This window comes from Halomonas sp. KM-1, from assembly GCF_000246875.1.
GTDB lineage: Bacteria > Pseudomonadota > Gammaproteobacteria > Pseudomonadales > Halomonadaceae > Halomonas > Halomonas aerodenitrificans.
Map to the genome: position 1 here is coordinate 43,011 of NZ_BAEU01000154.1, position 24,484 is coordinate 67,494.

Genomic DNA, 24,484 nt, shown 5'->3' on the forward strand with positions numbered 1-24,484 from the left:
CGCCGCCAGAATGGACGAACCGCCATGTCGTTGCTGTGGATCCCCCTGCTTACCATCGCCGGTATCTTCGTACCGGTGATGACCTCGCGCCACGGCCGCAAAGCCTGCGTCACCGCCACGCTGATCGCCCCGCTGCTCGCTCTCGGCCTGGTTCTGCTGCATGCGCCGGCCGTGCTCGGCGGCGACGTGGTCAGCCTACGCATACCCTGGATGCCCCTGCTGGGCCTGGATCTCGCGCTGCGGATCGACGGCCTGACGCTGCTCTTCTCCCTGCTCATCCTGGGTATCGGTAGTCTGATCCTGTTGTACGCCGGCTTCTATCTCTCGGCCGAGGAGGACGACGGCCGCTTCCTCGCCTACATGATGCTGTTCATGACCGCCATGCTCGGCATCGCCATGGCCGACAACCTGATCCTGCTGTGGCTGTTCTGGGAGCTCACCAGCATTTCCTCGTTCCTGCTGATCGGCTTCTGGGGCCACCGCAGCGATGCCCGGCGTGGCGCACGCATGGCGTTGACCGTCACCGGTGCCGGCGGTCTCGCCCTGCTGGCCGGCATCCTGCTGATCGGTCAGGCGGTGGGCAGCTTCGCCATGGGCGACGTGCTGGCGGCCGGCGACCTGATCCGCGCCTCGGCGCACTATCCGCTGATCGTGGCCCTGGTACTGCTGGGCGCCTTCACCAAATCGGCGCAGTTCCCGTTCCACTTCTGGCTGCCCCATGCCATGGCCGCCCCCACCCCGGTCTCAGCGTTCCTGCACTCGGCCACCATGGTCAAGGCAGGCGTGCTGCTGATGGCACGCCTCAATCCGGCACTGGGCGACACCGCGCTGTGGGCGGTCAGCCTGTCGCTGGTGGGTCTGGCCACTATGCTCTACGCCGCCTGGTTCGCCCTGCTCGAGCGCGACCTCAAGGGCATTCTGGCCTTCTCCACCGTCAGCCACCTGGGCCTGATCACGCTGCTGCTGGGGCTCGGCAGTCCGCTGGCCATCGTTGCCGCCGTGTTTCACATCCTCAATCATGCCACCTTCAAGGCGGCGCTGTTCATGATGGTCGGCATCATCGACCATGAAACCGGCACCCGCGACATCGACCGGCTCGGCGCGCTGTGGTCGATGATGCCGCTGACCGGCACCATGACCATTCTGGCCGGCTCCGCCATGGCCGGTTTCCCTCCGTTCAACGGCTTCCTGTCGAAGGAGATGCTGTTCGAAGAGAGCCTGCTCAACAACCTGCTCGGCGCACTGAGCATCGTCATCCCGCTGCTGGTGGTGGTGGCTGCCATGCTCTCGGTGGCCTACTCGCTGCGGTTGATCTGGAGCCTGTTCTTCGCCGAGCCCAAACTGACCCGCGAGCAGAAAGCGCTGCCACCGATGAAGGTGCACGACCCGTCGCGGGGCATGCTGGCCCCCGGGCTGTTCCTGGCCGCCATGAGCCTGCTGGTGGGACTGTTCCCGATGACCCTGGCGGCCCCGCTGCTGCACGCGGCGAGCCTCGCCGTGCAGGGCGAGACCACCCCGGTGGTCAGCCTGGTCCTGTGGCACGGCCTCAACCTGCCGCTACTGATGAGCGTGGCTGCAGTGGCCGGCGGCGTGCTGGTGCTGCGCCAGCATCGGCGTCTGGCCGGCATCGCCGCCCTGTTCCATGAGCGCAACGCCGGGCTGATCTTCGAGGCAGCGGTGCAGCGGCTGATCAAGGCGACCCTGTGGCTGACCCTGCGCCTGGAGAACGGCTCCCTGCAGCGTTACCAGGCGCTGCTGATCCTGAGCGCCCTGGCCATGGCCGCCATCGGCCTGACCCAACTGGAGTCGCTGACCGGCGAGCGCGGCCAGCAGCCGCTCGACGGCATGCTGTTCCTCGGCGCCGGCCTGATGGTGTTCGGCGCCATCGGTAGCGCCCTGAGTCATCGCTGGCGGCTGGTGTCGCTGCTGATGCTCTCGGTGGTGGGACTGTCGGTCTCGCTGACCTTCGTGCGCTTCTCCGCTCCCGACCTGGCCCTGACCCAACTGTCGGTGGAGGTCGCCTCGATGATCCTGATGATCCTGGCGCTGTTCTTCCTGCCTCAGCGCCCACCGCTGCTGGTCTCGAGCCGACGCATTCTACGTGACCTGATACTCGCCACCTCGCTGGGTCTGGTGGTGGCCATGCTCAACTACGCCATGCTGACGCGGGAAACCCTGACCATCGCCGACTACTTCCTGCGCGAGAGCGTGCCCGGCGGCGGCGGCACCAACGTGGTCAACGTCATCCTGGTCGACTTCCGCGGCTTCGATACCCTGGGCGAGATCACCGTGCTCACCCTGGCCGGCCTCGCCACCTTCAAGCTGCTCAACCGTCTGCGCCTGTTCATGCCCTCGGGCAACATCGAGGGTATCCGCTGGTCGCGGCATCGCTATCCGCTGATCCTGTCGGTGGTGGCCCAGATCCTGCTGCCGCTGGCGTTGCTGGTGTCGGTGTACATCTTCCTGCGTGGCCACAACCAGCCGGGCGGCGGCTTCATCGCCGGGTTGATCACCGCCACCGCGCTGATCCTGCAGTACATGGCCCGCGGCCACGACTGGACCCGCGAGCGACTGCCGATCTCCTATCCGATCGTTGCCGTATCGGGGCTGGCCGTGGCGCTGGCCACGGGCCTGGGCAGTTGGCTGTTCGGCTTCCCCTTCCTGACCTCGGCCTTCGGCCATTTCCACCTGCCCGTGGTAGGAGAGTTCGAGCTGGCCACGGCGATGCTGTTCGACGTCGGCGTCTATCTCGCCGTGGTGGGTGCCGTGCTGATGATCCTGATCAACCTGGGCCGCGTCACCACGGTCAATCGCCCAACGCTGGAGGAACGCTGATGGAAGCCCTGTTCTCCCTCGTCGTCGGCGTGCTCACGGCGAGTGGCATCTATCTGCTGCTGCGCGGGCGCACCTTCCCTGTCATCGTCGGCCTGGCACTGCTCGGCTACGCGGTGAACCTGTTCCTGTTCTCCACCGGCGGGCTCAATACTCACGCAGCGGCGGTGATCGGCGACTCGATCACCCCCACCGACCCGCTACCCCAGGCCCTGGTGCTCACCGCCATCGTGATCGGCTTCGCCATGACCGCTTTCGTCGTGATCCTGGCGATCCGCGCCCGCGGCGACCTCGGCTCCGACCATGTCGACGGCCAGCAAGGCGAGGATGGAGACGCCCCACGATGAACCAGCATCTGATTTCTCTGCCCATCCTGCTGCCGATGTTCAGCGCCCTGGTGCTGCTGCTGTCGGGCAAGGCCAGCGACCGGACTCACCGTCGCCTGAGCATCGCCTTCACCACCCTGCTGGTCATCGTCACCCTGCTGCTGTTGCAGCAGGCGGCCAGCGGCGAACTGACCTTCTACGCACTGGGCAACTGGCAGGCCCCCTTCGGCATCGTGCTGATGCTCGACCGCCTCTCGGCGCTCATGCTGGGCCTGACCGCCGTGCTGGCGCTGGGCTGCGTGATCTTCGCCAGCGCCGGTGACGACGTCCGCGGCAGCAACTTCCACGGCCTCTTCCAACTGCAGCTGATGGGGTTGAACGGCGCCTTTCTCACCGGCGACATCTTCAACCTGTTCGTCTTCTTCGAGATCACGCTGCTCGCCTCCTATGCCCTGCTGATGCACGGCGGCGGCAAGGAGCGGGTCGGCGCCGGGCTGCACTACGTGATCCTCAACGTGGCCGGCTCGGCGCTGTTCCTGATCGCACTGGGCGTGCTGTATGGAGCGACCGGTACCCTCAACATGGCGGACATGGGACGTCGGGTCGCCACCATGTCCGGCGACCAGGCCGCCCTGGTCACTGCCGGCGCCCTGCTGCTGATCGTGGTGTTCAGCCTCAAGGCCGCCCTGCTGCCGCTCTACTTCTGGCTGCCGCGCACCTACTCCTCGGCACCCGCACCGGTGGCGGCGCTGTTCGCCATCATGACAAAGCTCGGCCTCTACGCCATTCTCCGCGTGCACAGCCTGATCTTTGCCGACAGCGACGCCGAATCCGCCATACAGGGCTGGCTGTGGTGGTCGGGGCTGGCCACCATCCTGCTGGCCGCCATCGGTGTACTGGCGGCCCGCGACCTGCGCCCCCTGGTGGCCTACCTGGTGCTGATCTCGGTAGGCACCCTGCTGGCGGCCGCCAGCCTGGGTACCACCGCTGCCACAACCGCCCTGCTCTACTACCTGCCCCACACCACCCTGATCTGCGGCGTGCTGTTCTTGATCGCCGAGCTGATCGGTCAGCAGCGCGGCAAGGCCGGTACGCGTCTGGTGCGCGCCCGCCGGTTGCACCAGCGCTACCTGCTCGGCGGTCTGTTCCTGGCCGCAGCGGTCGGCGTGGTCGGTCTGCCCCCGCTGGCCGGCTCCCTGGCCAAGCTGCTGCTGATGCAGGCCGCAGAGGGCAGCGCCCGGCTATGGCTGTGGCCGCTGCTGCTGCTGGCCGGCCTGAGCGCCCTGATCGCCATGTCGCGGGCGGGGTCGGTATTCTTCTGGGCCAGCTACAAAGGCGAGGTGGCCTCCGGCAAGGTCACCCGCCCCCAGCTCGTCGGCGTGATCTGGCTGCTGGCCAGCGCTCCCCTGCTGGTCGTCTTCGCCGGGCCCATCAGCCACTACGCCCAAGCCACCGCGGAGCAGCTGGCCATGCCCCAGGTCGTGATTCAGCAGTTGCTGAGCGACGAACCGACCCGGGATCTGGTGCAGTCTCGCCAGCCGCTCCATGACGAGACGCAGGGAGACACGCTATGAAGGCCATGGGACGTTTCCTGCCCACCCCCACCCTGTCGCTGGTGCTGCTGGTGGTATGGCTGTTGATGGTGCGCAGCATCGCACCCGGCCAGCTGCTGCTCGGCACGGTGCTGGCCGTGGGCATTCCGCTGTTGACGCAGGGTTTCTGGGAGCCGCTGCCGCGGGTCAAGCATCCGCTCAAACTGGTCTGGTTCGTGCTCGTGGTGATGTGGGACATCGTCAAGGCCAACGTGCATGTCAGCCTGCTGATCCTGCTGCCGCGGCGCGAACCGCACCCGGGCTTCGTCGAGTACCCGCTGGAGGTGAAGGACCGCCTGGCCATCACCCTGCTGGCCAACACCATCACCATGACGCCGGGCACGGTATCGACCAACATCCGTCTCGACGGCTCTTCGCTGCTGATCCATGTCCTCGACCTCGACGACGAACAGGCCCTGATCCGCGAGATCCGCGATCGCTACGAGCGCCCGCTCAAGGAGATCTTCGAATGCTAGACACAGCCTTGCTGATCAGCCTGACGCTCATCGTGCTGGCCATGGCCATGAACGTCTATCGCCTGGCCATCGGCCCGGACGTACCCGACCGTCTGCTGGCCCTCGATACGCTCTACGTCAACTCGATCGCCCTGATCGTGCTGCTGGGGCTGTGGCTCAACACCAAGACCTACTTCGAGGCGGCGATCCTGATCGCCATGCTTGGGTTCATCGGCACCATGGCCGTTTGCCGCTATCTGCTGCGCGGCGACATCATCGAATAGGGGACACCACATGACCTTCTACGTCATTGCCGAAGGTGTGATCGCCTTCCTGCTGATAGCCGGCGGGGTGTTCGCTTTCACCGGCTCGCTGGGGATGCTGCAGTTCAAGGACTTTTTCATGCGCCTGCACGGCCCCACCAAGGGCACCACGCTGGGCATCGGCTGTGTGCTGATCGCCTCGATGATCTACTTCACCATCACCCAGCGCGAGCTGCACGTGCAGGAGCTGCTGATCACCCTGTTCCTGTTCATCACCGCCCCGGTGACGGGGCACATGCTGGCCAAGACCGGGCTGCACATGCACCTGCGCTTCACCACCGGCACCCGCGGCTCGGTGCCGGAGTTCCGCGACGAGGACGTGGGCCAGAGCCGGGTGGCGCGTCCGGCCCGCGCCAAACATCCCTGGAAGTATCGCAAGCAGAAGCGTTCGCGCCTGTTCCGCTGAAACGAGAGCCGATCAGGTGGCCTGATCGGCTCTCTCCCGCTTCACGCCCAGCCGCCCAGCTCGTTGTCGATGATCGCCAGCAACGCCTGGATATGATCGTCGCGGTCGTTGAGACAGGGAATGTAGGTGAAACGCTCTCCCCCCGCGGCGAGGAAGCTGTCGCGAATCTCCTCGTTGATCTCCTCCAGGGTCTCGACACAGTCGGCGGAGAAGGCCGGGGAAATCACCGCAATGTGTTTCCTGCCCTGGCGCGCCAGCTCGGCCACGTGGTCGACGGTCTGCGGGCCGACCCACTCCTCGGGGCCGAACTGCGACTGAAAGGCGGTCTGAATCTCGCCCTCCGCCCAGCCAAGCCGTTCGCGCAGCAGTCGCGTGGTCTTCTGGCACTGGCAGTGGTAGGGGTCGCCCTCGAGCAGAAAGCGCTTGGGCACGCCGTGGTACGAGGCCACCAGCACTTCCGGTGCCGACTCGGCCGCGGCGTAGGCCTCACGCACCGAGTTGCTCAGCGCCTCGAGATAGGCCGGGTGCTCGAAGTAGGCCGGCACGGTACGAATCGCCGGCTGCCACTTGAGCTTCATCAGGGTGCGGAAGGCGTGGTCGTTGGCCGTGGCCGTGGTCGGCGAGGCGTATTGCGGATAGAGCGGAAAGAACAGGATGCGCTCGCAGCCCTCGGCCTGCAGGCGCCGCAGCACGCTGTCCGTGGAAGGGTTACCGTAGCGCATGCAGAAGTCCACCAGCACCTGCTCGCCATGGCGCGCCTTCAGCCCCTCGGCCACCTTGCGCGTCTGGTCACGGGTGATGGTCAGCAGCGGACTCTCGTTCTTCTCGGTGTTCCAGATGCCGCGATAGGCCTCGCCCGACTTGAATGGCCGGCGCGAAAGAATGATCAGCTGCAGCAGCGGCTGCCACTTCCAACTGGGATAGTCGACTACTCGTTTGTCGGAGAGAAACTCACTCAGATAGCGCCGCATCGACCAGTAATCGGTGGCATCCGGCGTGCCCAGGTTGACCAGCACCACACCTACCCTGGGCCGGGCCACCGCGGGATGATCCGCCGGAGCATGAGTCGGACGTTGACGCTCCGGCGAGCCCGATACCTCTTGCGATGCGACCATGCGCTGCGCTCCTCGTGACGTAAGTTCAAGGAGCGCCATTGTATCAGGCAAGGTTCGTCAGGGGCATCGAGTTATACTATGAAGTCGATTTGTATAACTTGGATCAAGGTTATTGCTCGACCAGACTTACTCAGGCCAGGCCTAGAAGACCAGCGGCATGCGCGACGTCAGCGGGTCGTGATAGTGCGCCTCGCGACCGATGACTTCGTCTTGCGGCACATGCTGGACCAGGAAGGCCCGGTGGATGCCGGCACGCTGCAGCTCAAGGTAAACGTCCTCGAGAGAACGGAATACCATGGGCTTGCCACGCCGTGTCAGCATGTGGCGTACGCCCTCCACGTCCTCGAGTTCCACCTGGTAGCAGTGGCTGCCGGAATGGGTGATGACGCGCACTTCGAAATTGTCATGGCGCGCGACGAATTGCTTCAGTTGTTCGAATTCCATGGCTCCCTCCATGTCCTGTTTCGTTCCGTTGGGGTCGCTGGATAGACATCGGGCACAGCATGACTGTGCCCGATATCAATCGCATGACGCTAACGTATCGAAATTATGACAGTGAAGCCGTGGCCAGGTTCCACAGGCGCTCACCTGCGCGAGGCGGCTACTGGTACTCCGAAGGATCGATGGCCTTGGCCAGGGAGTTGCGGTCGACCCATTTGCCCGCCTTGGTCTCCTTGTAGCGAAACACCACGCGGTCACCTACCGCGACGGTGAGTTCGGCATCCTCGGTCTGGTAGCTGTAGGCCTCACCGTCGACGACCAGATGAAAGCGATAGAGATCCGGCATGCCGAGCCACTCCTTGAACGGCCCCTCGCGCTCCAGCGACTCGATGATACCGCGGGCTTCCAGCTTGGGGGGGCGCTGACGCTTGCCGCGTCGAAATCCGCCTGCCATGGGTCACTCCTCGAAAACGACTATCGGGGGCTCGGCATTATACGGGGCCGCGCCGCTGGCTCAAGCGCTGCTGCGCTTCACTCGCCGAAAGCGTCGCCGTAGCTATCCGGCGCCAGATCCTCGAAGCGGGTGTACCTGCCGATGAAGGCCATGTGCACCGTGCCGATGGGACCGTTACGCTGCTTGCCGATGATCAGCTCAGCCAGGCCCTGGTTGTCGGGGTTATCCGGATTGTAGACTTCGTCACGATAGACGAAGGCGATCACGTCGGCATCCTGCTCGATGGCGCCGGACTCGCGCAGGTCCGACATCACCGGACGCTTGTTGGGACGCTGCTCCAGCGAGCGGTTGAGCTGGGAGAGCGCCACCACCGGGCAGCCGAACTCCTTGGCCATGCCCTTGAGCGAGCGAGAGATCTCTGAGATCTCGCCAGTGCGGTTCTCGGAGAAGCCGGGGATCTGCATCAGCTGCAGGTAGTCGATCATGACCAGGGCCAGGTTGCCGTGCTCGCGCACCACCCGGCGGATGCGCGAGCGCATCTCGTTGGGCGACAGCGCCGCGGTATCGTCGATGAACAGCTGCTTGTCCTTGAGCAGGTTGACCGCCGAGGTCAGCCGCGGCCAGTCCTCGTCCTCGAGCTGACCGGTACGCACCCGGGTCTGGTCGATGCGTCCCAGCGACGACAGCATACGCAGCATCAGCGATTCGGCGGGCATCTCCATGGAGAACACCATCACCGGGCGGTCGCTGGCGATCACGGCGTGTTCGACCAGGTTCATGGCGAAGGTGGTCTTACCCATGGAGGGGCGGCCCGCGATGATCACCAGGTCGGAGGGCTGCAGGCCCGAGGTCATCTCGTCGAGATCGCGGAAACCGGTGGAGAGACCGGTCATCTCGCCCTTCATGTTGAACAGCTCGTCGATGCGATCCACCGCCTTGGCCAACAGCTCGCTCATGCCGATGGGGCCGCCCGACTTGGGGCGCTCCTCGCTGATCTGGAACACCAGCCGCTCGGCCTCGTCGAGCAGCTCGTCGGCGGGACGCCCCTGGGGGCTAAAGGCGCCGTCGGCGATCTGGCTGGCGGCACGAATCAGCTTGCGCAGCGTGGCCCGCTCGCGAACGATGTCGGCATAGGCGCGGATGTTGCTCGCCGAGGGGGTGTTGCGCGCCAGCTCGGCGAGATAGGCGAGCCCGCCCACGGTATCGAGCTGGTCGCGCCCCTCCAGCGCCTCGGAGAGCGTGACCACGTCCAACGGCTTGGATGCCTCGGCAAGCCCGGTCATGGCATTGAAGATCAGGCGGTGCTCATAGCGGTAGAAGTCGTCGGCCACCAGACGGTCGGCGACGTTGTCCCAGGCCTGGTTGTCGAGCATCAGGCCGCCCAGCACCGACTGCTCCGCTTCGAGCGAGTGCGGCGGCACCTTGAGCGCAGCGGTTTCCTGATCGAGCTCGAGCGTGTCGTTCATGGTGCGGCAACCTTGAGGGGAACGGGCCGTGCCATTCTACCCGATGCCCGTTGCCCACCCCACCTTTCGAAATGACAAAAACCGCGACCGATAACGGTCGCGGCAAGGGTTCGAAACAGCGTGCGAGCAACGGGATTGCGGGAGCCGGCCTAGAACCACACCTCGGTCTGAACGCCGAAGCTCCACTGGCCGCCGGTGAAGCCTTCGTTGCCGAAGGAGCCAGTACCGTAGTTGTTGAGATCGCTCGACCAGTCGGTGTAGGAGGCGAAGGCGCGAATCTCCGGCCGCTGCCAGAAGCCACCCACCTGGGGCTTGAAGGTCGGCGCGATGGTGAACTTGCCAAAGTCGCCGCTCACCGCGTTGCGGCCATCGAAGCCGTTGGGGTCGAGGTCCATGTACTGGTAGCTGGCCTCGTACTGCATCTCGAAGTTCTGGGTGAGCTCGTTGACCAGGCGTGCGTTGAGAGTCAGCCACTTGTAGTCGTCGCCATCGACGTAGCGGTCCTTGCTCACCTCGCCGAGCAGCACCGGAGCCAGACGCCAATTCGGCGCTACGTAGGTGGTGCCGTAGATGCCGAGACGAGTGGCCTGGGCATCGTCGGTCAGGTTGCCATCGCTGCCGAGCCCCTTGACCTCGGCGCCCAGGCCCTGGCCGTGCATCAGCGCCACCTTGAAGTTGCCCTCGCTCAGGCCGAAGAAGCTGTCGCCGTGGTAGGCCACCATGGTGTGGAAGCCACTGTCGGCAGCAGACTGGCCCTCCCCGATGTCGCGCTCATCGTTGTCGGCCGCGGACAGTCCACTCACCATCCACTGCCAGTTACCGAAGTAGTTGTTGGCGGTGAGGATCAAGCTATCGGTACTGCCCTCGTCCCCCGGACGCTCGGGGCGCACCGGATAGTCGCTGAAACTGCGCCCGTAGAGCGAGAAGTTGGAGCGCCAGTTGTCGGCCAGCTGCACGTCGTAGATACCGGCGCCGGTACCGGCGAGGAAGATGAAATCACTGTCGAGCCAGTGGATGTCGAAGTTGTCGCGGTCGAAGCGCTTGCCGGCCCAGATCGAGGCGTTCTCGAAGGCGCCGGTGAAGCTTGGCAGGTCGCTGAACTCGGCATAGACCTGACGCACGTTGAGGTTGGAGTCGCCATCCCAGTCGTTGCTGGTCTCAGTGCTGCTGGCCAGCATGGTGCGGTAATGCGCCTTGGCGCCGTTGTCGAACTGCATGCGGTAGTTGAGAATCGCCTCGGCGTAGGTATCCGGCTCGTTGCCCAGACGCCCCACGGCACCGCCCAGCCCACCGGCCGGCGTCACGTAGGGGCCACCGTCGATGCTCTTGCGGTCTTCACCCAGCAGCAGCCCGGAGCGGGCGTAGACGTTGAACGAGAAGCCCTCTTCGCCGCTGGCCTGGCGCTCGACACGGGCCAGGCGCTCTTCCACGTCAGCGGGGGCCGGGCTTCCTGCAGCCTGGGCCTCGGCGAGTTCGGCGCGCTGCTCGGCGGCGCTGGCGCGCTGTTCGGCGGCGGCGATGCGGCTCTCCAGTTCGAGCAGACGCTGCTCCAGGGCGCTGGTATCGGCGGCGGCGTGCCCGATCATGCCGAAACTGGCCAGGGCCACGGCGGCAACCAGCGGAGTTCTTGGCAAGGCAGTCTTCATCGCAGTTGTTCCTTTGTGTTTATTGGATTGTTTACGCAAGGAGAACGGTGGGAAGCATGGCGCTGTATCGTTTAAGAGTGGTATCGCGGGATACTCTTGTCTCTTATGTCTCGTCCTGCCGCCCTGGCCTGAAACGCTGCGGAGCCAGGCAGAAAAAACTTAATCGTTTAAGAGTTACAATGCAAAGACAAACCGTAATATTACTACCAATGTCTAAGACACCCACACGCCTGCCCAATACAGCAAACGAAAAGGGCGCAGGATCTCTCCTGCGCCCCTTGGGTCGGTCGAGTGCGGTAAGGCTTACTCGGCGACGACGACCACGCGAACGGTGGCATCGACTTCGGCATGCAGGTGCAGGTCGATGTCGTATTCACCGGTCTGGCGGATCGGACCTTCGGGCATGCGAACTTCGCTCTTGGCGACTTCGATGCCGGCCTGACCCAGCGCCTCGGCCAGGTCACGCGGGCCGATGGAGCCGAACAGCTTGCCTTCGTCGCCGGCCTTGGCCACCAGCGACAGCTCGATCTCGGCCAGCTGAGCGGCACGAGATTCGGCAATCGCCTTGCGCTCGGCGGCCTGGGCCTCGAGCTCGGCACGCTGCGCCTCGAAGGCTTCCACGTTGTCCTTGGTGGCCGGCACGGCGAGGCCGTAGGGCACCAGGTAGTTACGGCCGTAGCCGGGCTTCACGGTGACCTTGTCGCCCAGGCCGCCCAGCTTGCCAATGTTGTCGAGCAGAATGACTTCCATCTCGTTAACCTCTTATCAGTCGCTGCGAGAGGCCAGACGGCCGCGGAAATCCGCGAACACATCGATGAGGGCCACCAGCAGCACTATCAGAATCATGGGCCAGGTGGTGATCAGCAATACGTAGAAAGCGATCAGCCACAGCCCGTTCATGCCTTTCAATCCGACGTAGCCGTGCACCAGAGCGATACCAGCCACCAGCAGTGGGACCCATACCAGCATGGAGAGCGACGGCAATCCCAGCACCATGCCCACCACGCCGAGCACCACCAGCAAGCCGAGTTCACGCGGCACCAGGCGCAGCGCATGGAACTCCTCGCGAAAGCCGCCGGGGTTGTAGAGCCCCGCCTGCCAGGCCCGCGCCAGCGCCAGACAGCCCACCGCAGCGATCAGCACCATCAGACCGGTGATGCCGCCGATCAGCAGCGTCGCCAGCTCCTCGGTGTTGAAGCCCTGACCTGCCAGCTCGTTCAGCATGCGGTCGATCTCGGCCGAGCCCTGGCGCAGCTGCTCCAGCAGCGGCCCGGCACCACCCGGCGGCACGAAGACGCCGAGCTGGATCATGGCCGCCGCGGCCAGCGTGCCGACGATCAGCGCCTCGCCCCAGCGCATGCGGGAGCGCAGCACCACCGCCATCAGCGTGACCAGCAGTACGCTGGCCAGCGGCAGGGCATCGCCCTGAGCCCACCACCAGCCGGCAGGAATGGCGGCCGCTACCAGCACCGGCAGCGCCGGCGACAGACCGCGACGCAGCGTGACCAGGGCCACGATGGCGCCGCTGAGCCAGAACAGCCAGGGTATCACCGCGGCCAGCGCCGCCCCGCCTACGGCGTAGGGCGTGCCGCGCATCAACCATCGGGCGATCGGCAACATCGAACCGGCGGCTTACTGGTGGCTGTCGGTGTAGGGCAGCAGAGCCAGGTAGCGCGCGCGCTTGATGGCGGTTGCCAGCTGACGCTGATAACGGGCCTTGGTACCGGTGATGCGGCTGGGTACGATCTTGCCGGTTTCGGTAATGTAGGCCTTCAGCGTGTCCAGATCCTTGTAATCGATCTGCTTCACGCCTTCAGCGGTGAAACGGCAGAACTTACGGCGGCGGAAAAAGCGTGCCATGTAGAGACTCCTCGGTACGTGCGATCAGTGGGCTTCGGCAGTTTCTTCTTCGGCGCGCGGCTTCTCTTCGCGACGCGCACGCTTGTCGTCTGCCGGCTTCATCATCGGCGAAGCTTCGGTGATGGCTTCCTTGCAGCGCACCACCAGGCTGCGAATGATGGCGTCGTTGAAGCGGAAGATGTTCTCGATTTCCTCGAGGGTCTCGCCGCTGCACTCGACGTTCATCAGCACGTAGTGAGCCTTGTGGATCTTGTTGATCGGGTAGGCCAGGTGACGGCGGCCCCAGTCCTCCAGACGGTGCACGGTGCCACCGCTCTCGGTGACAATGCTGGAGTAACGCTCGACCATGGACGGTACTTGCTCGCTCTGGTCCGGGTGGACCATGAACACGATTTCGTAATGACGCATGGGATCTCCTTTCGGGTTGGCAGCTTCCGCGTGAGACCTGCGCCATGGTGGGCCGGCTCTCAGGAGAAGCAAGGAGGTGATAGTCGAAATGACAACGCCCGCTCACGCAGGAACGGGCGCCTGTATTCTAGTGATCTGCACCGCCGGTTGCAAGCTGGCGCTGCGCTGGCGGCTCATGCACCGCAGCGCTGGCGCACCGCCTCGAATAGACAGATGCCGGTGGCTACCGAGACGTTGAGGCTGGTGACGCTGCCGGCCATGGGCAGCTTGACCAGACCATCGCAGGCCTCGCGGGTCAGCCGCCGCATGCCCTTGCCCTCGGCACCCATCACCAGCGCCGTGGGGCCGGTGAACTCGGCCTCGAAGAGCATCGCCTCGGCCTCGCCGGCGGTGCCGGTGATCCAGATGCCGAGCTCCTTGAGCCGGGCCAGCGCGCGGGCCAGATTGGTCACCTGATAGACCGGCACGCTCTCGGCGGCACCGCAGGCCACCTTGCGCACCGTGGCATTGAGCGGCGCCGACTTGTCCTTGGGCACGATCACGCCGTGCACGCCGGCAGCATCAGCGCTGCGCAGGCAGGCGCCGAAGTTGTGCACGTCGGTAACGCCGTCGAGTACCAGCAGCAGCGGCGGCGTAGCGTGGGGCCAGGCCTCCAGCTTGAACCACAGCGACGCCTCGCTCTCGAAGGCCAGCGGCGCGGCAAAGGCGACGATGCCCTGATGCGAGGCCTCCCTGGCCAGACGGTCGAGTTCGTCACGAGGATGCTGCTCGACTCGCGCGCCGCCACGGCGGGCCTGCTCGATCAGCTCGGCCAGGCGCTGCTGGGCATCGCCCTCCTGTACCCACAGCACCCTGGGCGTTTCGCCGCGCGCCAGCAGGGCGCGTACCGCGTGCACGCCGAATACGGCATCGAGCCCGCCCGGCGTAGCCGCAGGAGCCGATGGAGCACCCGCTCTCGATCTACGGCCGGCATCGCGCTTGGGCCCTTTTCTGCCTTGTGCCATCAGCCGCGCGACCTCGACCGGCGCGGGCCGCGGCGGCGCTTGCCGCCCTTGCCTCGCTCACCCTTGTCTTCCGCCTTACCGGCGTCCGGCTTTGGCGTGAAAGTCGCCTCTGCCTCACCGCGCCGTTTGCGCGGCTGACGTTTGGGGCGCGGCTTCTCATCCTCGAGGGCGAAGTCGATCTTGCGATCGTTCAGATCCACGCGGGCCACCTGCACGGTGACGCCATCGCCCAGGCGGTAGCTCATACCGGTACGCTCGCCCTTGAGGCGATGTTTCTCGGGCTCGTAGTGGTAGTAGTCCGAGGGCAGCGAAGTAACGTGCACCAGCCCCTCGACATAGACCTCGTCGAGGCGTACGAAGATACCGAACTGGGTCACCGAGGCGATGGTTCCTTCATACACCTCACCGAGCTTGTCCGACATGAACTCGCACTTGAGCCAATCCTCGACGTCACGAGTAGCATCGTCGGCACGGCGCTCGGTCATCGAGCAGTGCTCGCCGAGTTCGAGCATCTGCTCGAAGGTGTAGGGGCACCACTTGCTCGGCGGATCCACCTTGGCCCCTTCGGCACGCAGCACGGTATTGGTCTGGCGCGGCCCACGCACCACCGAACGAATGGCGCGGTGCACCAGCAGGTCGGGGTAGCGACGAATCGGTGAGGTGAAGTGGGCGTAGGCCGGGTAGGCCAGGCCAAAATGCCCCTCGTTCTGAGGCGAGTAGACCGCCTGACTCATGGAGCGCAGCATCACGGTCTGGATCACGTCGGCATCGGGGCGGCCGCGAATTGCCTCGGCCAGGGCCTGGTAGTCCTGGGGCGTGGGTTCGTCGCCACCGCCTACCGAGAGTCCCAACTCGTTGAGGAACAGGCGCAGCTTGTCGAGGCGCTCCGGCGAGGGCCGCTCGTGGATGCGGTAGAGCGCCGGCAGATCGTGTTTGTCGAGGAAGCGGGCCGTGGCCACGTTGGCTGCCAGCATGCACTCTTCGATGATCTTGTGGGCATCGTTGCGGGTGCGCGGCACGATCTTCTCGATCTTGCGCTCCTCGTTGAAGAGGATCGCCGTCTCGGTGGTCTCGAAGTCGATGGCGCCGCGCTCCTCGCGGGCCTGACGCAGCACCTTGTAGAGTTCGTGCAGCCCCTTGAGCGGCTTGACCAGGGCGCGATACTCCTCGCGCAGCGCGTCGCCCTCGGGGTCGTCCTCGTCGAGGATCGCCGCCACCTTGTTGTAGGTCAGTCGCGCATGGGAACGGAACACCGCCTCGTAGAAGCGATAGCGGCTGATCACCCCCTGCTTCGAGATATTCATCTCGCAGACCATGGCCAGGCGATCGACGTCCGGGTTGAGCGAGCACAAACCGTTGGAGAGCAGCTCGGGCAGCATCGGTACCACCTGCCCGGGGAAGTAGACCGAGTTGCCGCGCCGAATCGCCTCCTCGTCGAGCGGCGTGCCGGGACGCACGTAATGCGAGACGTCGGCGATGGCGACGATCAGCTTCCAGCTGCCGGACTTCGTCTTCCAGGCGCACACGGCGTCATCGAAATCCTTAGCGTCCTCGCCGTCGATGGTCACCAGCGGGATGTCGCGCAGATCGATACGATGCTGCTTGTCCTGCTCGGCCACCTCGGCGGACATCCCGGCGATCTGATCGTGCACCTCGGGCGGAAACTCGGCAGGAATCTCGTAGCTGCGGATGGCGATGTCGATCTCCATGCCCGGATCCATACGCTCACCGAGCACCTCGACCACCTCGCCCACCGGCTGCACCCGGGTATCGGGCTGCTGCACGATCCGGGCCGATACCACCTGGCCGTCGCGGGCACCGCCACAGGCGCTATGAGGAATGATCACCTCCTGGGTGATGCGCGGGTTCTCGGGGATCAGCACGCCGAATTCGGAGGTATTCTCGCGATAGACGCCGACGATGGTCTGGGTGTTGCGCGACAGCACTTCGGCAATGGTGGCTTCGTCACGGCCGCGACGGTCGCGCCCGCTGACGCGCACCAGCACGTAGTCGCCATGGAAGACCCGGCGCATCTGCCGCGGCGGCAGCACCAGGTCGGGCTTCTTGCCGTCGTCGCGCAGCACGAAGCCGAAGCCGTCGCGGTGACCCAGCACCTTGCCCTTGATCAGGTCGAGCTTGTCGATCAACGCGTAGGCGCCGGCACGGTTGCGCAGCACCTGGCCGTCGCGCTCCATGGCGGCAAGCCGGCGGCGCACCGCCTCCTGCAGCTCATCGTCCTCGAGACCCAGCATGCGGCTCATGGATTCATGGGTGATCGGCTTGCCGTACTCCTCCAGGCGCGCCAGCAGGTACTCGCGGCTGGGTGCCGGCTTGTCGTACTTGTGGGCCTCACGGCTGGCATGGGGGTCGTTGCTGAGCGTCCAATGAGTCATGCGAGGGGCATCCTTGGCAACAGGAGCAGCATTCGGGGAAGAGAGTCGGCGAGTCGCCGCGTACGTGGGGTATTGCTAATAGAGTCATTTGTCATGCCCGCATTATAGCGCCGGTAGTGGCGGTTCCCAACCATGACGGCTAAACCAGGCGTAGATTGAGCCTGGCATTCGACTCTTTTACCGCCTAGGCTCTTGCATTGGCCCACAAATTGGGTAAGATACGCGTCGCCTGCCCAGATGGCGGAATTGGTAGACGCGCTAGCTTCAGGTGCTAGTGTCCTTACGGACGTGGAGGTTCAAGTCCTCTTCTGGGCACCATCGCTCTTTATTCAGCTCGAATCGCTCGTGTTCGCCCAGGTGGCGGAATTGGTAGACGCGCTAGCTTCAGGTGCTAGTATCCTTACGGATGTGGAGGTTCAAGTCCTCTCCTGGGCACCATCCCAGAGGCGCGAACACGACAGCGGCATAGAATAGCAGTTGCGATAAGACAGTAGCGAAAGCACGACAGGCATGATGCGCCCAGGTGGCGGAATTGGTAGACGCGCTAGCTTCAGGTGCTAGTATCCTTACGGATGTGGAGGTTCAAGTCCTCTCCTGGGCACCACTGCTCTACGAGCAGACCGCGTCATGCAGGTTGTAACATCGCCAGAGCGAATAAAGAGAACCGCGACTGATCGCGGTTTTTTTTGTGCCCGAATGCCTCCCTGACTCAGTATCTGGCCCACCTCAATATCTGGAGGGAAGCCGCGCCACCTCTTCGAGCGCCCACCCCGACGCCACCACCTCTCCCTCCAACACCTCGGCGACCTCCTCGGGCAGCCGCGGGAAGAAGTTGAGCCCGGTACGCGCCTCCACCTCATCGATGGTCACCAGGTAGTCGTCCAGCGGTTCGTCGCCGCGCACCTCCTGGGGCATGATGAAGGCTAGCGCCATGGGCTCCTCGGCCGGCACCACGACGATCTTGTAGAACGCCTCGGGAATCTCGACCAGCCCTACCCGGTTGGCCACGTTGTCGAGGAAGCGCTCGGGAAAGACCGGACCGGTGATCACCTGGACCACGCCGAAGCGCGGCACGAAGTGGTCGATCACCACCTCTTCCAGGCGCTGCCACAGACGGCGGTTGAGGTCGGGACGCTGGGGCGAGATATTGCTCATCAGGAACGACTGCTCCTGGGCCTGACGCCCGTGCACCACGGCAATGGCGTAGTTGGGCGCCAGGTGGCCGCGGTCGTAGCCGCTGCCGAAGTAGCTGTCGGCGGCAATCGGCCACAGGGTACGCCAGTCGCGGCGAAAATCGGGCCTGGGCGCCGCTCGGCGCTCCTCCACGTCGTGCAGCAGATAGCTCACCCATAGCGGATTGACCCGCACGTCCGACCAGCCCACCAGGAAGCCGTCGTTGCGCAGCACGCGATGCACGGTCAGCGGGGTCAGGGTGTCCCAGGTGGGCACGCCCATCCAGCTCAGCTGGTCGCGGTATTCTTGCTCCTGGGTGTACCACAGGCCGCTGCCGACCAGCACGAAAACGAGAGTGATACCGAATTGACGAACGCGGGAGCGCCAGCGCGGCAGTACGGCGCGACGCCGCCGGCCACGGGTACGTGTCAAAGCCATGAATTCATCCGCAGGGGAGCTACTGCCGGTACATCCGGTACCGGCTCGATACGGTCATGAGTGGGTGGAAGTCGCTAGCGAATTCCTACCAGCCGAGCGAGAACATGGTCTCGAGATCGTGCTTGGAGTGCACCTGCATGGCGTTCAGGGTCTCGGTATCGCGAATCCCTTCCACAGCGTTAAGGCGCTCGGTGACCAGCTCGGCCAGGCTTTCGAAGTCCCGCGTGCGGGCAATCGCCACCAGATCGTAGCGACCGCAGGTGGAGTACACCTCGCTGATGCCTTCGACGTCGGCGAGCCGCTCGGCCACCGCCTTGACCTGCCCCTTCTCGGTGTTGATCAGAATCACGGCATTCTGCATCGGGCACCCTCCCCGTTGGTAAAGTCCTGCGGCCAGGCATCGCCGCGCTGGCGCGAGTATAGCAGGCCGGCCACGGCGGCTGAATCGCCGCGCTCTTCTCGCGCCGCTCACCTACACCAAGAATGCCGCCCTTACAGACAAGGCGGCAGGAACACGATGGGGTAGCCGACGAACAGGGTGCTGCCCGCGGAGAACAGGAACATCCCGGCCGAGATATAGGCGAAGTAGCACTCGCGGCGCACCTCCGCCCTGCGGCCCGCCGCAGCGCTGGCCCAAGTCAGCCACAACAGCAACGCGGTAGTGATCAGGGTGGCCACGCCGACACCCAGGTTGATGCCGGTGAGCATGTCGCTCTCGGGCTCGGGGGGTGCCATCGAGCAGGCCACCGAGAGCCCGGCATAGATCGCCACGAACCAGATGCCCCAGATCGTCAGGCCGCTGACCAGATGAATCGGATGGGTGAGTTTCAGCAGACGCCTCATGCACCACCTCCCAGCACGGTTGGCAGGACCCAGATAGCCACGAACAGGCTCCAGTAGACCACCAGGTGGTAATACCACAGGCGCAGCACCACCACCGGCTCCAGCGGCGTCTCGACGCTGACGTAGCCATAGCCGACGCGCAGCCCCTGGAGGAGGCACAGTATCGCCCCCAACGCCGCCAGAATGAGCACGTAGCATAGTGCCACGAACAGCGTGGCATCATGCGCCGTCTCGGTAGGCGCCAGCCCCGCGAGCCACATCACCGCAACGATCAGCAGCGTCTGCAGGCTTCCCAGGCCGCCCGCGAGATACATCATCAGGCCGAGCCCGCCCCCTTCGCGGCGGCGCAGGCGACGCACCACCTTGGCCAGCAGCAGCGTGCCCAGGGTCAACGCCACGCCTGCCGCCACCAGCAGCAGCGGCGAAAGCGGAGAGCTCTCCGGCATCTGCCACTCAGGCGCCACCACCCACAAATAGAACCAACCGAACAACAGCGACAGATAGAGCGAGCCGTTGGCCAGGTGGGAGACCGACATGCACCAGACGCCGGGGCCGTTCATGGTGTGGTAGTGCAGCGGCGGATCGGTAGGCGCCATCGACGCCTCGGGCGCCTTGCCGGGATGCGCGCAGTTCTCCCACGACCAGCGCAGCAGCAGTACCACACCGACCAGCACCGCAACGGCGGCCAGCCAGTAGACTCGCACCAGCAGGCTGATGCATACCACGGCCAGCGCCAGCGAGGAGAACAGCGGCCACCAGGAGTTGCTGGGCAGATGAATGGTTTCGCGCAGCTTGCCGGTCAGCGCATCGCTGCCCCAGGTCTCACGCCGGCCATGGTCGATGGTGGCGAGACCGTGCTGCCCTTCGTAGATGGTGCGCGAAAGCTCTGGCTTCTCCCACAGCGGGTGACGCGTCTCCACCGCCGGCAGGCTGACGAAATTGTAGGCCGTGGGGGGCTTGGGCATGGCCCACTCCAGGGTATCGGCACCCCACGGATTCTGCGGTGCCTTCTTGCCGAAGCGGAAATGCAGCACGATGTCGAGAATCAGCAGCGCCACGCCGGCGGACATCATGAAGCCGCCCACCGAGGAGATCAGGTTGTAGATGTCCCAGCCCATGGCGGTATCGTAAGTGAACACCCGCCGGCGCATACCCAGCAGCCCGGTCCAGTGCATGACCAGGAAGGTGACGTTGAAGCCGAGGAAGATCAGCCAGAAGCTCCACTTGCCCAGACGCTCGGATGGCATGCGCCCCGATACCTGAGGCAACCAGTAGTAGAGCCCGGCCATCAGCGGGAACAGCATGCCCCCCACCAGCACGTAGTGCATGTGGGCGACCACGAAATGGGTGTCGTGCACCTGCCAGTTGAACGGCACCAGGGCCAGCATCACCCCGGTCAGCCCCCCGAGTACAAAAATGATCAGGAAACCGACGATCCACAGCATCGGCAGCGTCATCCTGGGCCGGCCCAGCCACAGCGTGGAGAGCCAGACGAATATCTGGATGGCGGTGGGAATCGCCACCAGCATGCTCGCCGCCGAGAAGAAGGCCAGCGCCAGCTGCGGTATGCCCAGGGTGAACATGTGGTGCACCCAGAGCCCGAAGCTGACGAAGCCCATGATGATGATCGCCGCCACCACCCAGCCGTAGCCGACGATGGGGCGCCCGGCGAAGACCGGAATCAGAGTCGAGACGATACCCGCCCCCGGCAGGAAGATGATGTAGACCTCGGGGTGACCGAACAACCAGAACAGGTGCGCCCACAGCACCGGGTCACCGCCGCCGGCCACTTCGAAGAAAGGCATTCCGGCGGCTCGCTCCAGCTCGAGCAGAATGCTGCCGAGGATCAGCGGCGGAAAGCCGACCACGATCATCAGCGCCATGGCCAGGATGTACCAGGCGAACAGCGGCATCTTGTGCAGCGCCATGCCCTGGGTACGAGTGCGCAGGATCGACACCACCAGCTCGACGCCAGCGGAGAGCGCCGATATCTCGACGAAGGTGATGCCCAGCAGCCAGAAATCGGAGCCCGGCCCGGGCGAGTACTCGCCACTGCTGAGCGGGGTGTACATGAACCAGCCGCTGGCCGGAGCGATCTCCAGGATCATACTGGAAAACAGAATGATGCCGCCGAACAGGTAACAGAAGTAGCCAAAGGCGGTCAGCCGAGGACACACCAGGTCGCGAGCCCCGATCATCTTGGGCATCATGTAGATCGCCAACCCCTCGAGAATGGGGATGGCGAACAGGAACATCATCACCGTGCCATGCATGGTGAAGACCTGGTTGTAGATCTCGTGGGACATGAAGTCGTTGTCGGGGAAGGCCAGCTGAGTGCGGATCAGCATCGCCAGCAGGCCACCGATCAGAAAGAAGATCGCCCCGGTGACCATGAAGCGCAGACCGACGGTGGTATGGTTCACCACGGTCAAGGCCCGCCAGCCGGTGGGATTGCCCCACACCTCGTCCAATCCCTTGTGCAGTCGCCGAACCTCGGGCGTCAGCGTCGCGTCCTTGATCTCGCTCATGGTTCCATCGTCTCCAGCCAGGCTCCGATATCCTGCAGCGTCTCGGTGTCGATATGGTTATGCGGCGGCATCCTGTTGCCGGGCTTGAGCAACTGGTGGTGCTCGAGCCAGTAGGCGATGGCGCCCTCTTCCATGGGCAGCACTCCGGCCCCGAGAGTGGGGCGGGAGCCGATGTCGGTCAGGTTGGGGCCGACCATGTCGTAAGTGACATCGTCGGCGATGAGCTCCTGCGGAAAGCCGTCGACGGTGTGGCAGGCCGCGCAGTGCTCGCCGAAGGCCTGCCGCGCCTCGTCGAAGCCTGCGCGCGGCTCGGGAGGAGCACGGCGCTCGGCCAGCCAGGCATCGTACTCCGCCCGCGGCATCGCCTCGACGTGCAGCAGCATGTTGGTGTGCTGGGCACCGCAGTACTCGGCGCACTGGGCACCGAAGACGCCGGGCACGTCGGCTTCGAGACGAATGATCGAATGCCGTCCCGGCACCATGTCGCGCTTGCCACCGAGACGCGGGATCCAGAAGGCGTGGATCACGTCCGCACTGACCAGGCGGAAGTCGACCGGCTCCCCGGCCGGCATCACCAGCCGGTTGGCGGTGATCACGTCGGGTTCGCCGTTCTCGCCGGGATAGCGGATCTCCCACCACCACTGGTGCCCCACCACTTCGATGAGCTCGGCCTCACCCTCCGGCAATGGCAGGGGAAGCATGCTGCGACCGGTCGGGGCGGCGAAGACCAGCAGCGCAATGATGCTGACAAGCGGCAACGCGATCCCGCCGCCAAGCACCCAGCGCAGCATGATGCGCTGCTCCTCCCGCGGCGTTCGCTGGGGCCGCTCGCCGCGGCGAAAGGTATACAGCCAGAGCGTGAAGAGAACCAGCGCCACGACCGCACTGAACCCAAGCATGGCCCACCACACCCAGAACTGATGGCGAGCAGCGGGACCGGACGGATCGAGGATCGACATTTCCCCGGCGCAGCCGGCCAGCAGTGCCGTCAGCGGTAGCGCTGCCCATGCCACCAAGCGCCTCCTGCGGTTGACCCACTGCCGGACAGGGCGTTGAATGCCAGAGAGACCTCTGAACCGATCGCAAAGGACGCGAACATGGCTGAACAACCGAGACGCTCGATCAAAAGCCGTGCTGCCATTGGCGGGCACCCCCTTCACCCCACCATGGTGCACTTTCCCATTGCCTGCCTGATGCTGGTGGTGGGCAGCGACGCCCTCTTCCTGTTCATCGGCGACCCGTTCTGGGCACGCACCAGCCTGTGGCTGGCCGGCATCGGCGCTCTGGGCGGCTGGGTCGCCAGCATCGCCGGCCTCACCGATCTGATCACGGTCAAGCGAATCCGCGACATGATCCTGGGCTGGTGTCACGCCATCCTGGCGGTGATGATGTTGTCGCTGGCATCCCTCAACTGGCTGTGGCGTTACCTCTACCCCACCGACCTGCTGCCTTGGGCCGTTGGCCTGACGCTGATGACGGCAGGGTTGATCGTGCTGGCCGGTATCCTCGGTGGCATGCTCGTCTACGACGAGGCGGTCGGCGTCGAGATCGACGACAAGTAACGTTGACCGAGCATGGCGGGTCGAGTGGCGCATGTGACTCTCCTTGTCATGCCTCAATCGAATGGCTTACTGAGTACCAGCACGAGAACGGCAAGCATGAGCGTGGCGGCGATGGCTGCCACCAGCGCGCTTGCCGGCACCAGGAAGCGGCGTCGGTCACGCTCCAGGCTCACGATCAGCGCGCCGCACAACACATGGCATAGCACCATGCCGCTCACGGCCGCCAGCTTCAGCACCAGCCAGCCGCCGACGAGCTGCGCCACGACGAACAGCAGGGTGCCGCTCATGATCGCCAGCAGGGCGAAGGGAGTGGCGATGTGAGTGAAAACGAAACGCAACAGTGCCGGGGCGGACACCTCGAAAGAGCTGCCCGTCCGGGCCCGGGCACTGACCATCAGCATGGCCGGCAGATACAGCAGCGAAGCACACCAGCACAACAGCGTGGCGATGTGCAGAACCTTTAACCACGGCATAACAGCATCCTTGCAGCAGCAGTGTTCACACACCCTATCGAATCTACCTTAGCGGTGCCAGCGCCATCGGCTCCGTTGGCCGGCGCTTCACGCCTCATTCATTCGCATTCCCTTACGTCGCCTCGCCCGCCGAAACCGCATGACACCGAACTGAAACGCAAGGCAAAATTCAGCAATTGCGCCTCGGCTCGAAAGAGTGTTTCCTCCGCTTAACACTCGAGAACTTCACACCCCCTTGCCGAGTCTGATAATCGAGCCGGTACGTCGCCTGTGCTCTCGGCAGCTGCCCGGCGCAATGGGGTTCGTTCCATAACGACTTGACCGTGTCGAAGCAGGAGATATCTCAATGGCCAAGAAGCATCCCATGGCCAAGAAGCATCGCTCCTCGGCCCATCAGAGCCGACGTGACTTCTTACGCAACAGCCTGCTGGGCATCGCCGCTCTACCCCTGGGAGCCGGCATTGTCTCGCGCCATGCATTCGCCCAGACCCTGCCAAGGCTCAACCCCAACGACGAGCAGGCCCAGGCACTGAACTACGTGGAAGTGGCCGAGCGAGCCAGCGATCACCCCGCGTACGAGCGAGGCGAAACCTGCAGCAACTGCATGTTCTTCGAACGTCGCAGCGAAGGCTGCCAGCTCTTTCCACAGAATAGCGTCGAACCAGGCGGCTGGTGCCAGTCCTGGGTCACCGCCGACTGAGCCAACTATGGGCCAAACCAGCGAAGCGCGCGGCTGCCGGCCCGGC

General features: G+C 64.8%; 25 protein-coding genes and 3 tRNA genes. 11 read left to right on the forward strand and 17 right to left on the reverse strand.

Annotated elements, in window-relative coordinates; all coding sequences use genetic code 11:
- Positions 1–24 precede the first annotated feature (24 nt).
- Genes B8115_RS20040 through B8115_RS20065 form a run of 6 tightly spaced genes read left to right on the forward strand, consistent with a single transcriptional unit; the run spans position 25 to position 5,934 of the window.
- Positions 25–2,835: a monovalent cation/H+ antiporter subunit A gene (locus B8115_RS20040; RefSeq protein WP_010629645.1), complete on the forward strand. Its 2,811-nt coding sequence runs from the start codon at positions 25–27 to the stop codon at positions 2,833–2,835.
- Positions 2,835–3,179, forward strand: coding sequence for a Na+/H+ antiporter subunit C (locus B8115_RS20045; RefSeq protein WP_010629646.1), 345 nt, complete (start codon positions 2,835–2,837; stop codon positions 3,177–3,179). The genes B8115_RS20040 and B8115_RS20045 overlap by 1 nt, the downstream gene beginning before the upstream one ends.
- Complete coding sequence (locus tag B8115_RS20050) at positions 3,176–4,732, forward strand: monovalent cation/H+ antiporter subunit D (RefSeq protein ID WP_010629647.1); 1,557 nt, start codon at positions 3,176–3,178, stop codon at positions 4,730–4,732. The genes B8115_RS20045 and B8115_RS20050 overlap by 4 nt, the downstream gene beginning before the upstream one ends.
- Positions 4,729–5,226 (forward strand): Na+/H+ antiporter subunit E, encoded by a 498-nt coding sequence (locus B8115_RS20055; RefSeq protein ID WP_010629648.1) that lies wholly within the window; start codon positions 4,729–4,731, stop codon positions 5,224–5,226. Before B8115_RS20050 ends, B8115_RS20055 begins: the two co-directional genes overlap by 4 nt.
- The gene (locus B8115_RS20060) at positions 5,220–5,489 is read left to right on the forward strand and encodes a K+/H+ antiporter subunit F (RefSeq protein ID WP_010629649.1); all 270 of its coding nucleotides are present in this window, start codon (positions 5,220–5,222) and stop codon (positions 5,487–5,489) included. The genes B8115_RS20055 and B8115_RS20060 overlap by 7 nt, the downstream gene beginning before the upstream one ends.
- Before the next feature lie 10 nt (positions 5,490–5,499).
- The gene (locus B8115_RS20065; protein WP_010629650.1) at positions 5,500–5,934 is read left to right on the forward strand and encodes a Na+/H+ antiporter subunit G; all 435 of its coding nucleotides are present in this window, start codon (positions 5,500–5,502) and stop codon (positions 5,932–5,934) included.
- Between the two features lie 41 nt (positions 5,935–5,975).
- Here B8115_RS20065 and hemH read toward each other — a convergent pair whose 3' ends face one another.
- The 11 genes from hemH to rnr form a co-directional block, all read right to left on the reverse strand.
- Entirely contained in the window at positions 5,976–7,049 is a 1,074-nt protein-coding gene (hemH, locus tag B8115_RS20070; protein WP_010629651.1) for a ferrochelatase, read from the reverse strand.
- Positions 7,050–7,190: 141 nt separating this feature from the next.
- Entirely contained in the window at positions 7,191–7,493 is a 303-nt protein-coding gene (locus tag B8115_RS20075; RefSeq protein ID WP_026038265.1) for a DUF6482 family protein, read from the reverse strand.
- Between the two features lie 157 nt (positions 7,494–7,650).
- Positions 7,651–7,944 carry a hypothetical protein gene (locus B8115_RS20080; protein ID WP_010629653.1) on the reverse strand — a complete coding sequence of 98 codons (294 nt, stop codon included), beginning with the start codon at positions 7,942–7,944 and terminating at the stop codon, positions 7,651–7,653.
- 77 nt (positions 7,945–8,021) lie between these two features.
- Positions 8,022–9,410, reverse strand: a complete 1,389-nt coding sequence (dnaB, locus tag B8115_RS20085; protein ID WP_010629654.1) for a replicative DNA helicase — start codon at positions 9,408–9,410, stop codon at positions 8,022–8,024.
- Positions 9,411–9,559: 149 nt separating this feature from the next.
- On the reverse strand, positions 9,560–11,056 hold the full coding sequence (locus B8115_RS20090; protein ID WP_010629655.1) for a carbohydrate porin: 1,497 nt from the start codon (positions 11,054–11,056) through the stop codon (positions 9,560–9,562).
- 303 nt (positions 11,057–11,359) lie between these two features.
- Entirely contained in the window at positions 11,360–11,806 is a 447-nt protein-coding gene (gene rplI / locus B8115_RS20095; protein ID WP_010629656.1) for a 50S ribosomal protein L9, read from the reverse strand.
- A 15-nt stretch (positions 11,807–11,821) separates the two neighbouring features.
- Complete coding sequence (locus B8115_RS20100; protein ID WP_010629657.1) at positions 11,822–12,676, reverse strand: hypothetical protein; 855 nt, start codon at positions 12,674–12,676, stop codon at positions 11,822–11,824.
- A gap of 12 nt (positions 12,677–12,688) precedes the next feature.
- Positions 12,689–12,916 (reverse strand): 30S ribosomal protein S18, encoded by a 228-nt coding sequence (gene rpsR / locus B8115_RS20105; protein ID WP_010629658.1) that lies wholly within the window; start codon positions 12,914–12,916, stop codon positions 12,689–12,691.
- 24 nt (positions 12,917–12,940) lie between these two features.
- Positions 12,941–13,324 carry a 30S ribosomal protein S6 gene (gene rpsF, locus B8115_RS20110; RefSeq protein WP_010629659.1) on the reverse strand — a complete coding sequence of 128 codons (384 nt, stop codon included), beginning with the start codon at positions 13,322–13,324 and terminating at the stop codon, positions 12,941–12,943.
- Positions 13,325–13,497: 173 nt separating this feature from the next.
- Positions 13,498–14,328, reverse strand: a complete 831-nt coding sequence (gene rlmB / locus B8115_RS20115) for a 23S rRNA (guanosine(2251)-2'-O)-methyltransferase RlmB (RefSeq protein ID WP_083861899.1) — start codon at positions 14,326–14,328, stop codon at positions 13,498–13,500.
- Positions 14,328–16,721, reverse strand: coding sequence for a ribonuclease R (gene rnr, locus B8115_RS20120; RefSeq protein ID WP_010629661.1), 2,394 nt, complete (start codon positions 16,719–16,721; stop codon positions 14,328–14,330). Before rnr ends, rlmB begins: the two co-directional genes overlap by 1 nt.
- A 231-nt stretch (positions 16,722–16,952) precedes the next feature.
- On the opposite strand from rnr, the gene B8115_RS20125 reads away from it, so the two are divergent.
- The 3 genes from B8115_RS20125 (at position 16,953) to B8115_RS20135 (ending at position 17,325) form a co-directional block, all read left to right on the forward strand.
- Positions 16,953–17,039 (forward strand) — tRNA-Leu (locus tag B8115_RS20125).
- A 33-nt stretch (positions 17,040–17,072) separates the two neighbouring features.
- Positions 17,073–17,159, forward strand: a tRNA-Leu gene (locus B8115_RS20130).
- A 79-nt stretch (positions 17,160–17,238) separates the two neighbouring features.
- A tRNA-Leu gene (locus tag B8115_RS20135) sits at positions 17,239–17,325 on the forward strand.
- Positions 17,326–17,447: 122 nt separating this feature from the next.
- On the opposite strand, the gene B8115_RS20140 is transcribed toward B8115_RS20135, so the two are convergent.
- The 5 genes from B8115_RS20140 to coxB all read right to left on the reverse strand — a co-directional run bounded on the left by B8115_RS20140 (position 17,448) and on the right by coxB (position 22,716).
- Positions 17,448–18,332, reverse strand: a complete 885-nt coding sequence (locus tag B8115_RS20140; protein ID WP_010629662.1) for a DNA/RNA non-specific endonuclease — start codon at positions 18,330–18,332, stop codon at positions 17,448–17,450.
- Positions 18,333–18,417: 85 nt separating this feature from the next.
- Positions 18,418–18,693, reverse strand: a complete 276-nt coding sequence (locus B8115_RS20145; RefSeq protein ID WP_010629663.1) for an Lrp/AsnC family transcriptional regulator — start codon at positions 18,691–18,693, stop codon at positions 18,418–18,420.
- A gap of 131 nt (positions 18,694–18,824) precedes the next feature.
- Positions 18,825–19,175, reverse strand: a complete 351-nt coding sequence (locus tag B8115_RS20150) for a hypothetical protein (RefSeq protein WP_010629664.1) — start codon at positions 19,173–19,175, stop codon at positions 18,825–18,827.
- Positions 19,172–21,703 (reverse strand): cytochrome c oxidase subunit I, encoded by a 2,532-nt coding sequence (gene ctaD / locus B8115_RS20155; protein WP_010629665.1) that lies wholly within the window; start codon positions 21,701–21,703, stop codon positions 19,172–19,174. The genes B8115_RS20150 and ctaD overlap by 4 nt, the downstream gene beginning before the upstream one ends.
- Positions 21,700–22,716: a cytochrome c oxidase subunit II gene (coxB, locus tag B8115_RS20160; RefSeq protein ID WP_010629666.1), complete on the reverse strand. Its 1,017-nt coding sequence runs from the start codon at positions 22,714–22,716 to the stop codon at positions 21,700–21,702. The genes ctaD and coxB overlap by 4 nt, the downstream gene beginning before the upstream one ends.
- Positions 22,717–22,800: 84 nt before the next feature.
- On the opposite strand from coxB, the gene B8115_RS23835 reads away from it, so the two are divergent.
- Positions 22,801–23,265 (forward strand): DUF2231 domain-containing protein, encoded by a 465-nt coding sequence (locus tag B8115_RS23835; protein WP_010629667.1) that lies wholly within the window; start codon positions 22,801–22,803, stop codon positions 23,263–23,265.
- 53 nt (positions 23,266–23,318) lie between these two features.
- On the opposite strand, the gene B8115_RS20165 is transcribed toward B8115_RS23835, so the two are convergent.
- Positions 23,319–23,738, reverse strand: a complete 420-nt coding sequence (locus tag B8115_RS20165) for a CopD family protein (RefSeq protein ID WP_010629668.1) — start codon at positions 23,736–23,738, stop codon at positions 23,319–23,321.
- Positions 23,739–24,084: 346 nt separating this feature from the next.
- On the opposite strand from B8115_RS20165, the gene B8115_RS20170 reads away from it, so the two are divergent.
- Positions 24,085–24,438, forward strand: a complete 354-nt coding sequence (locus B8115_RS20170; protein WP_010629669.1) for a high-potential iron-sulfur protein — start codon at positions 24,085–24,087, stop codon at positions 24,436–24,438.
- Positions 24,439–24,484 lie beyond the last annotated feature (46 nt).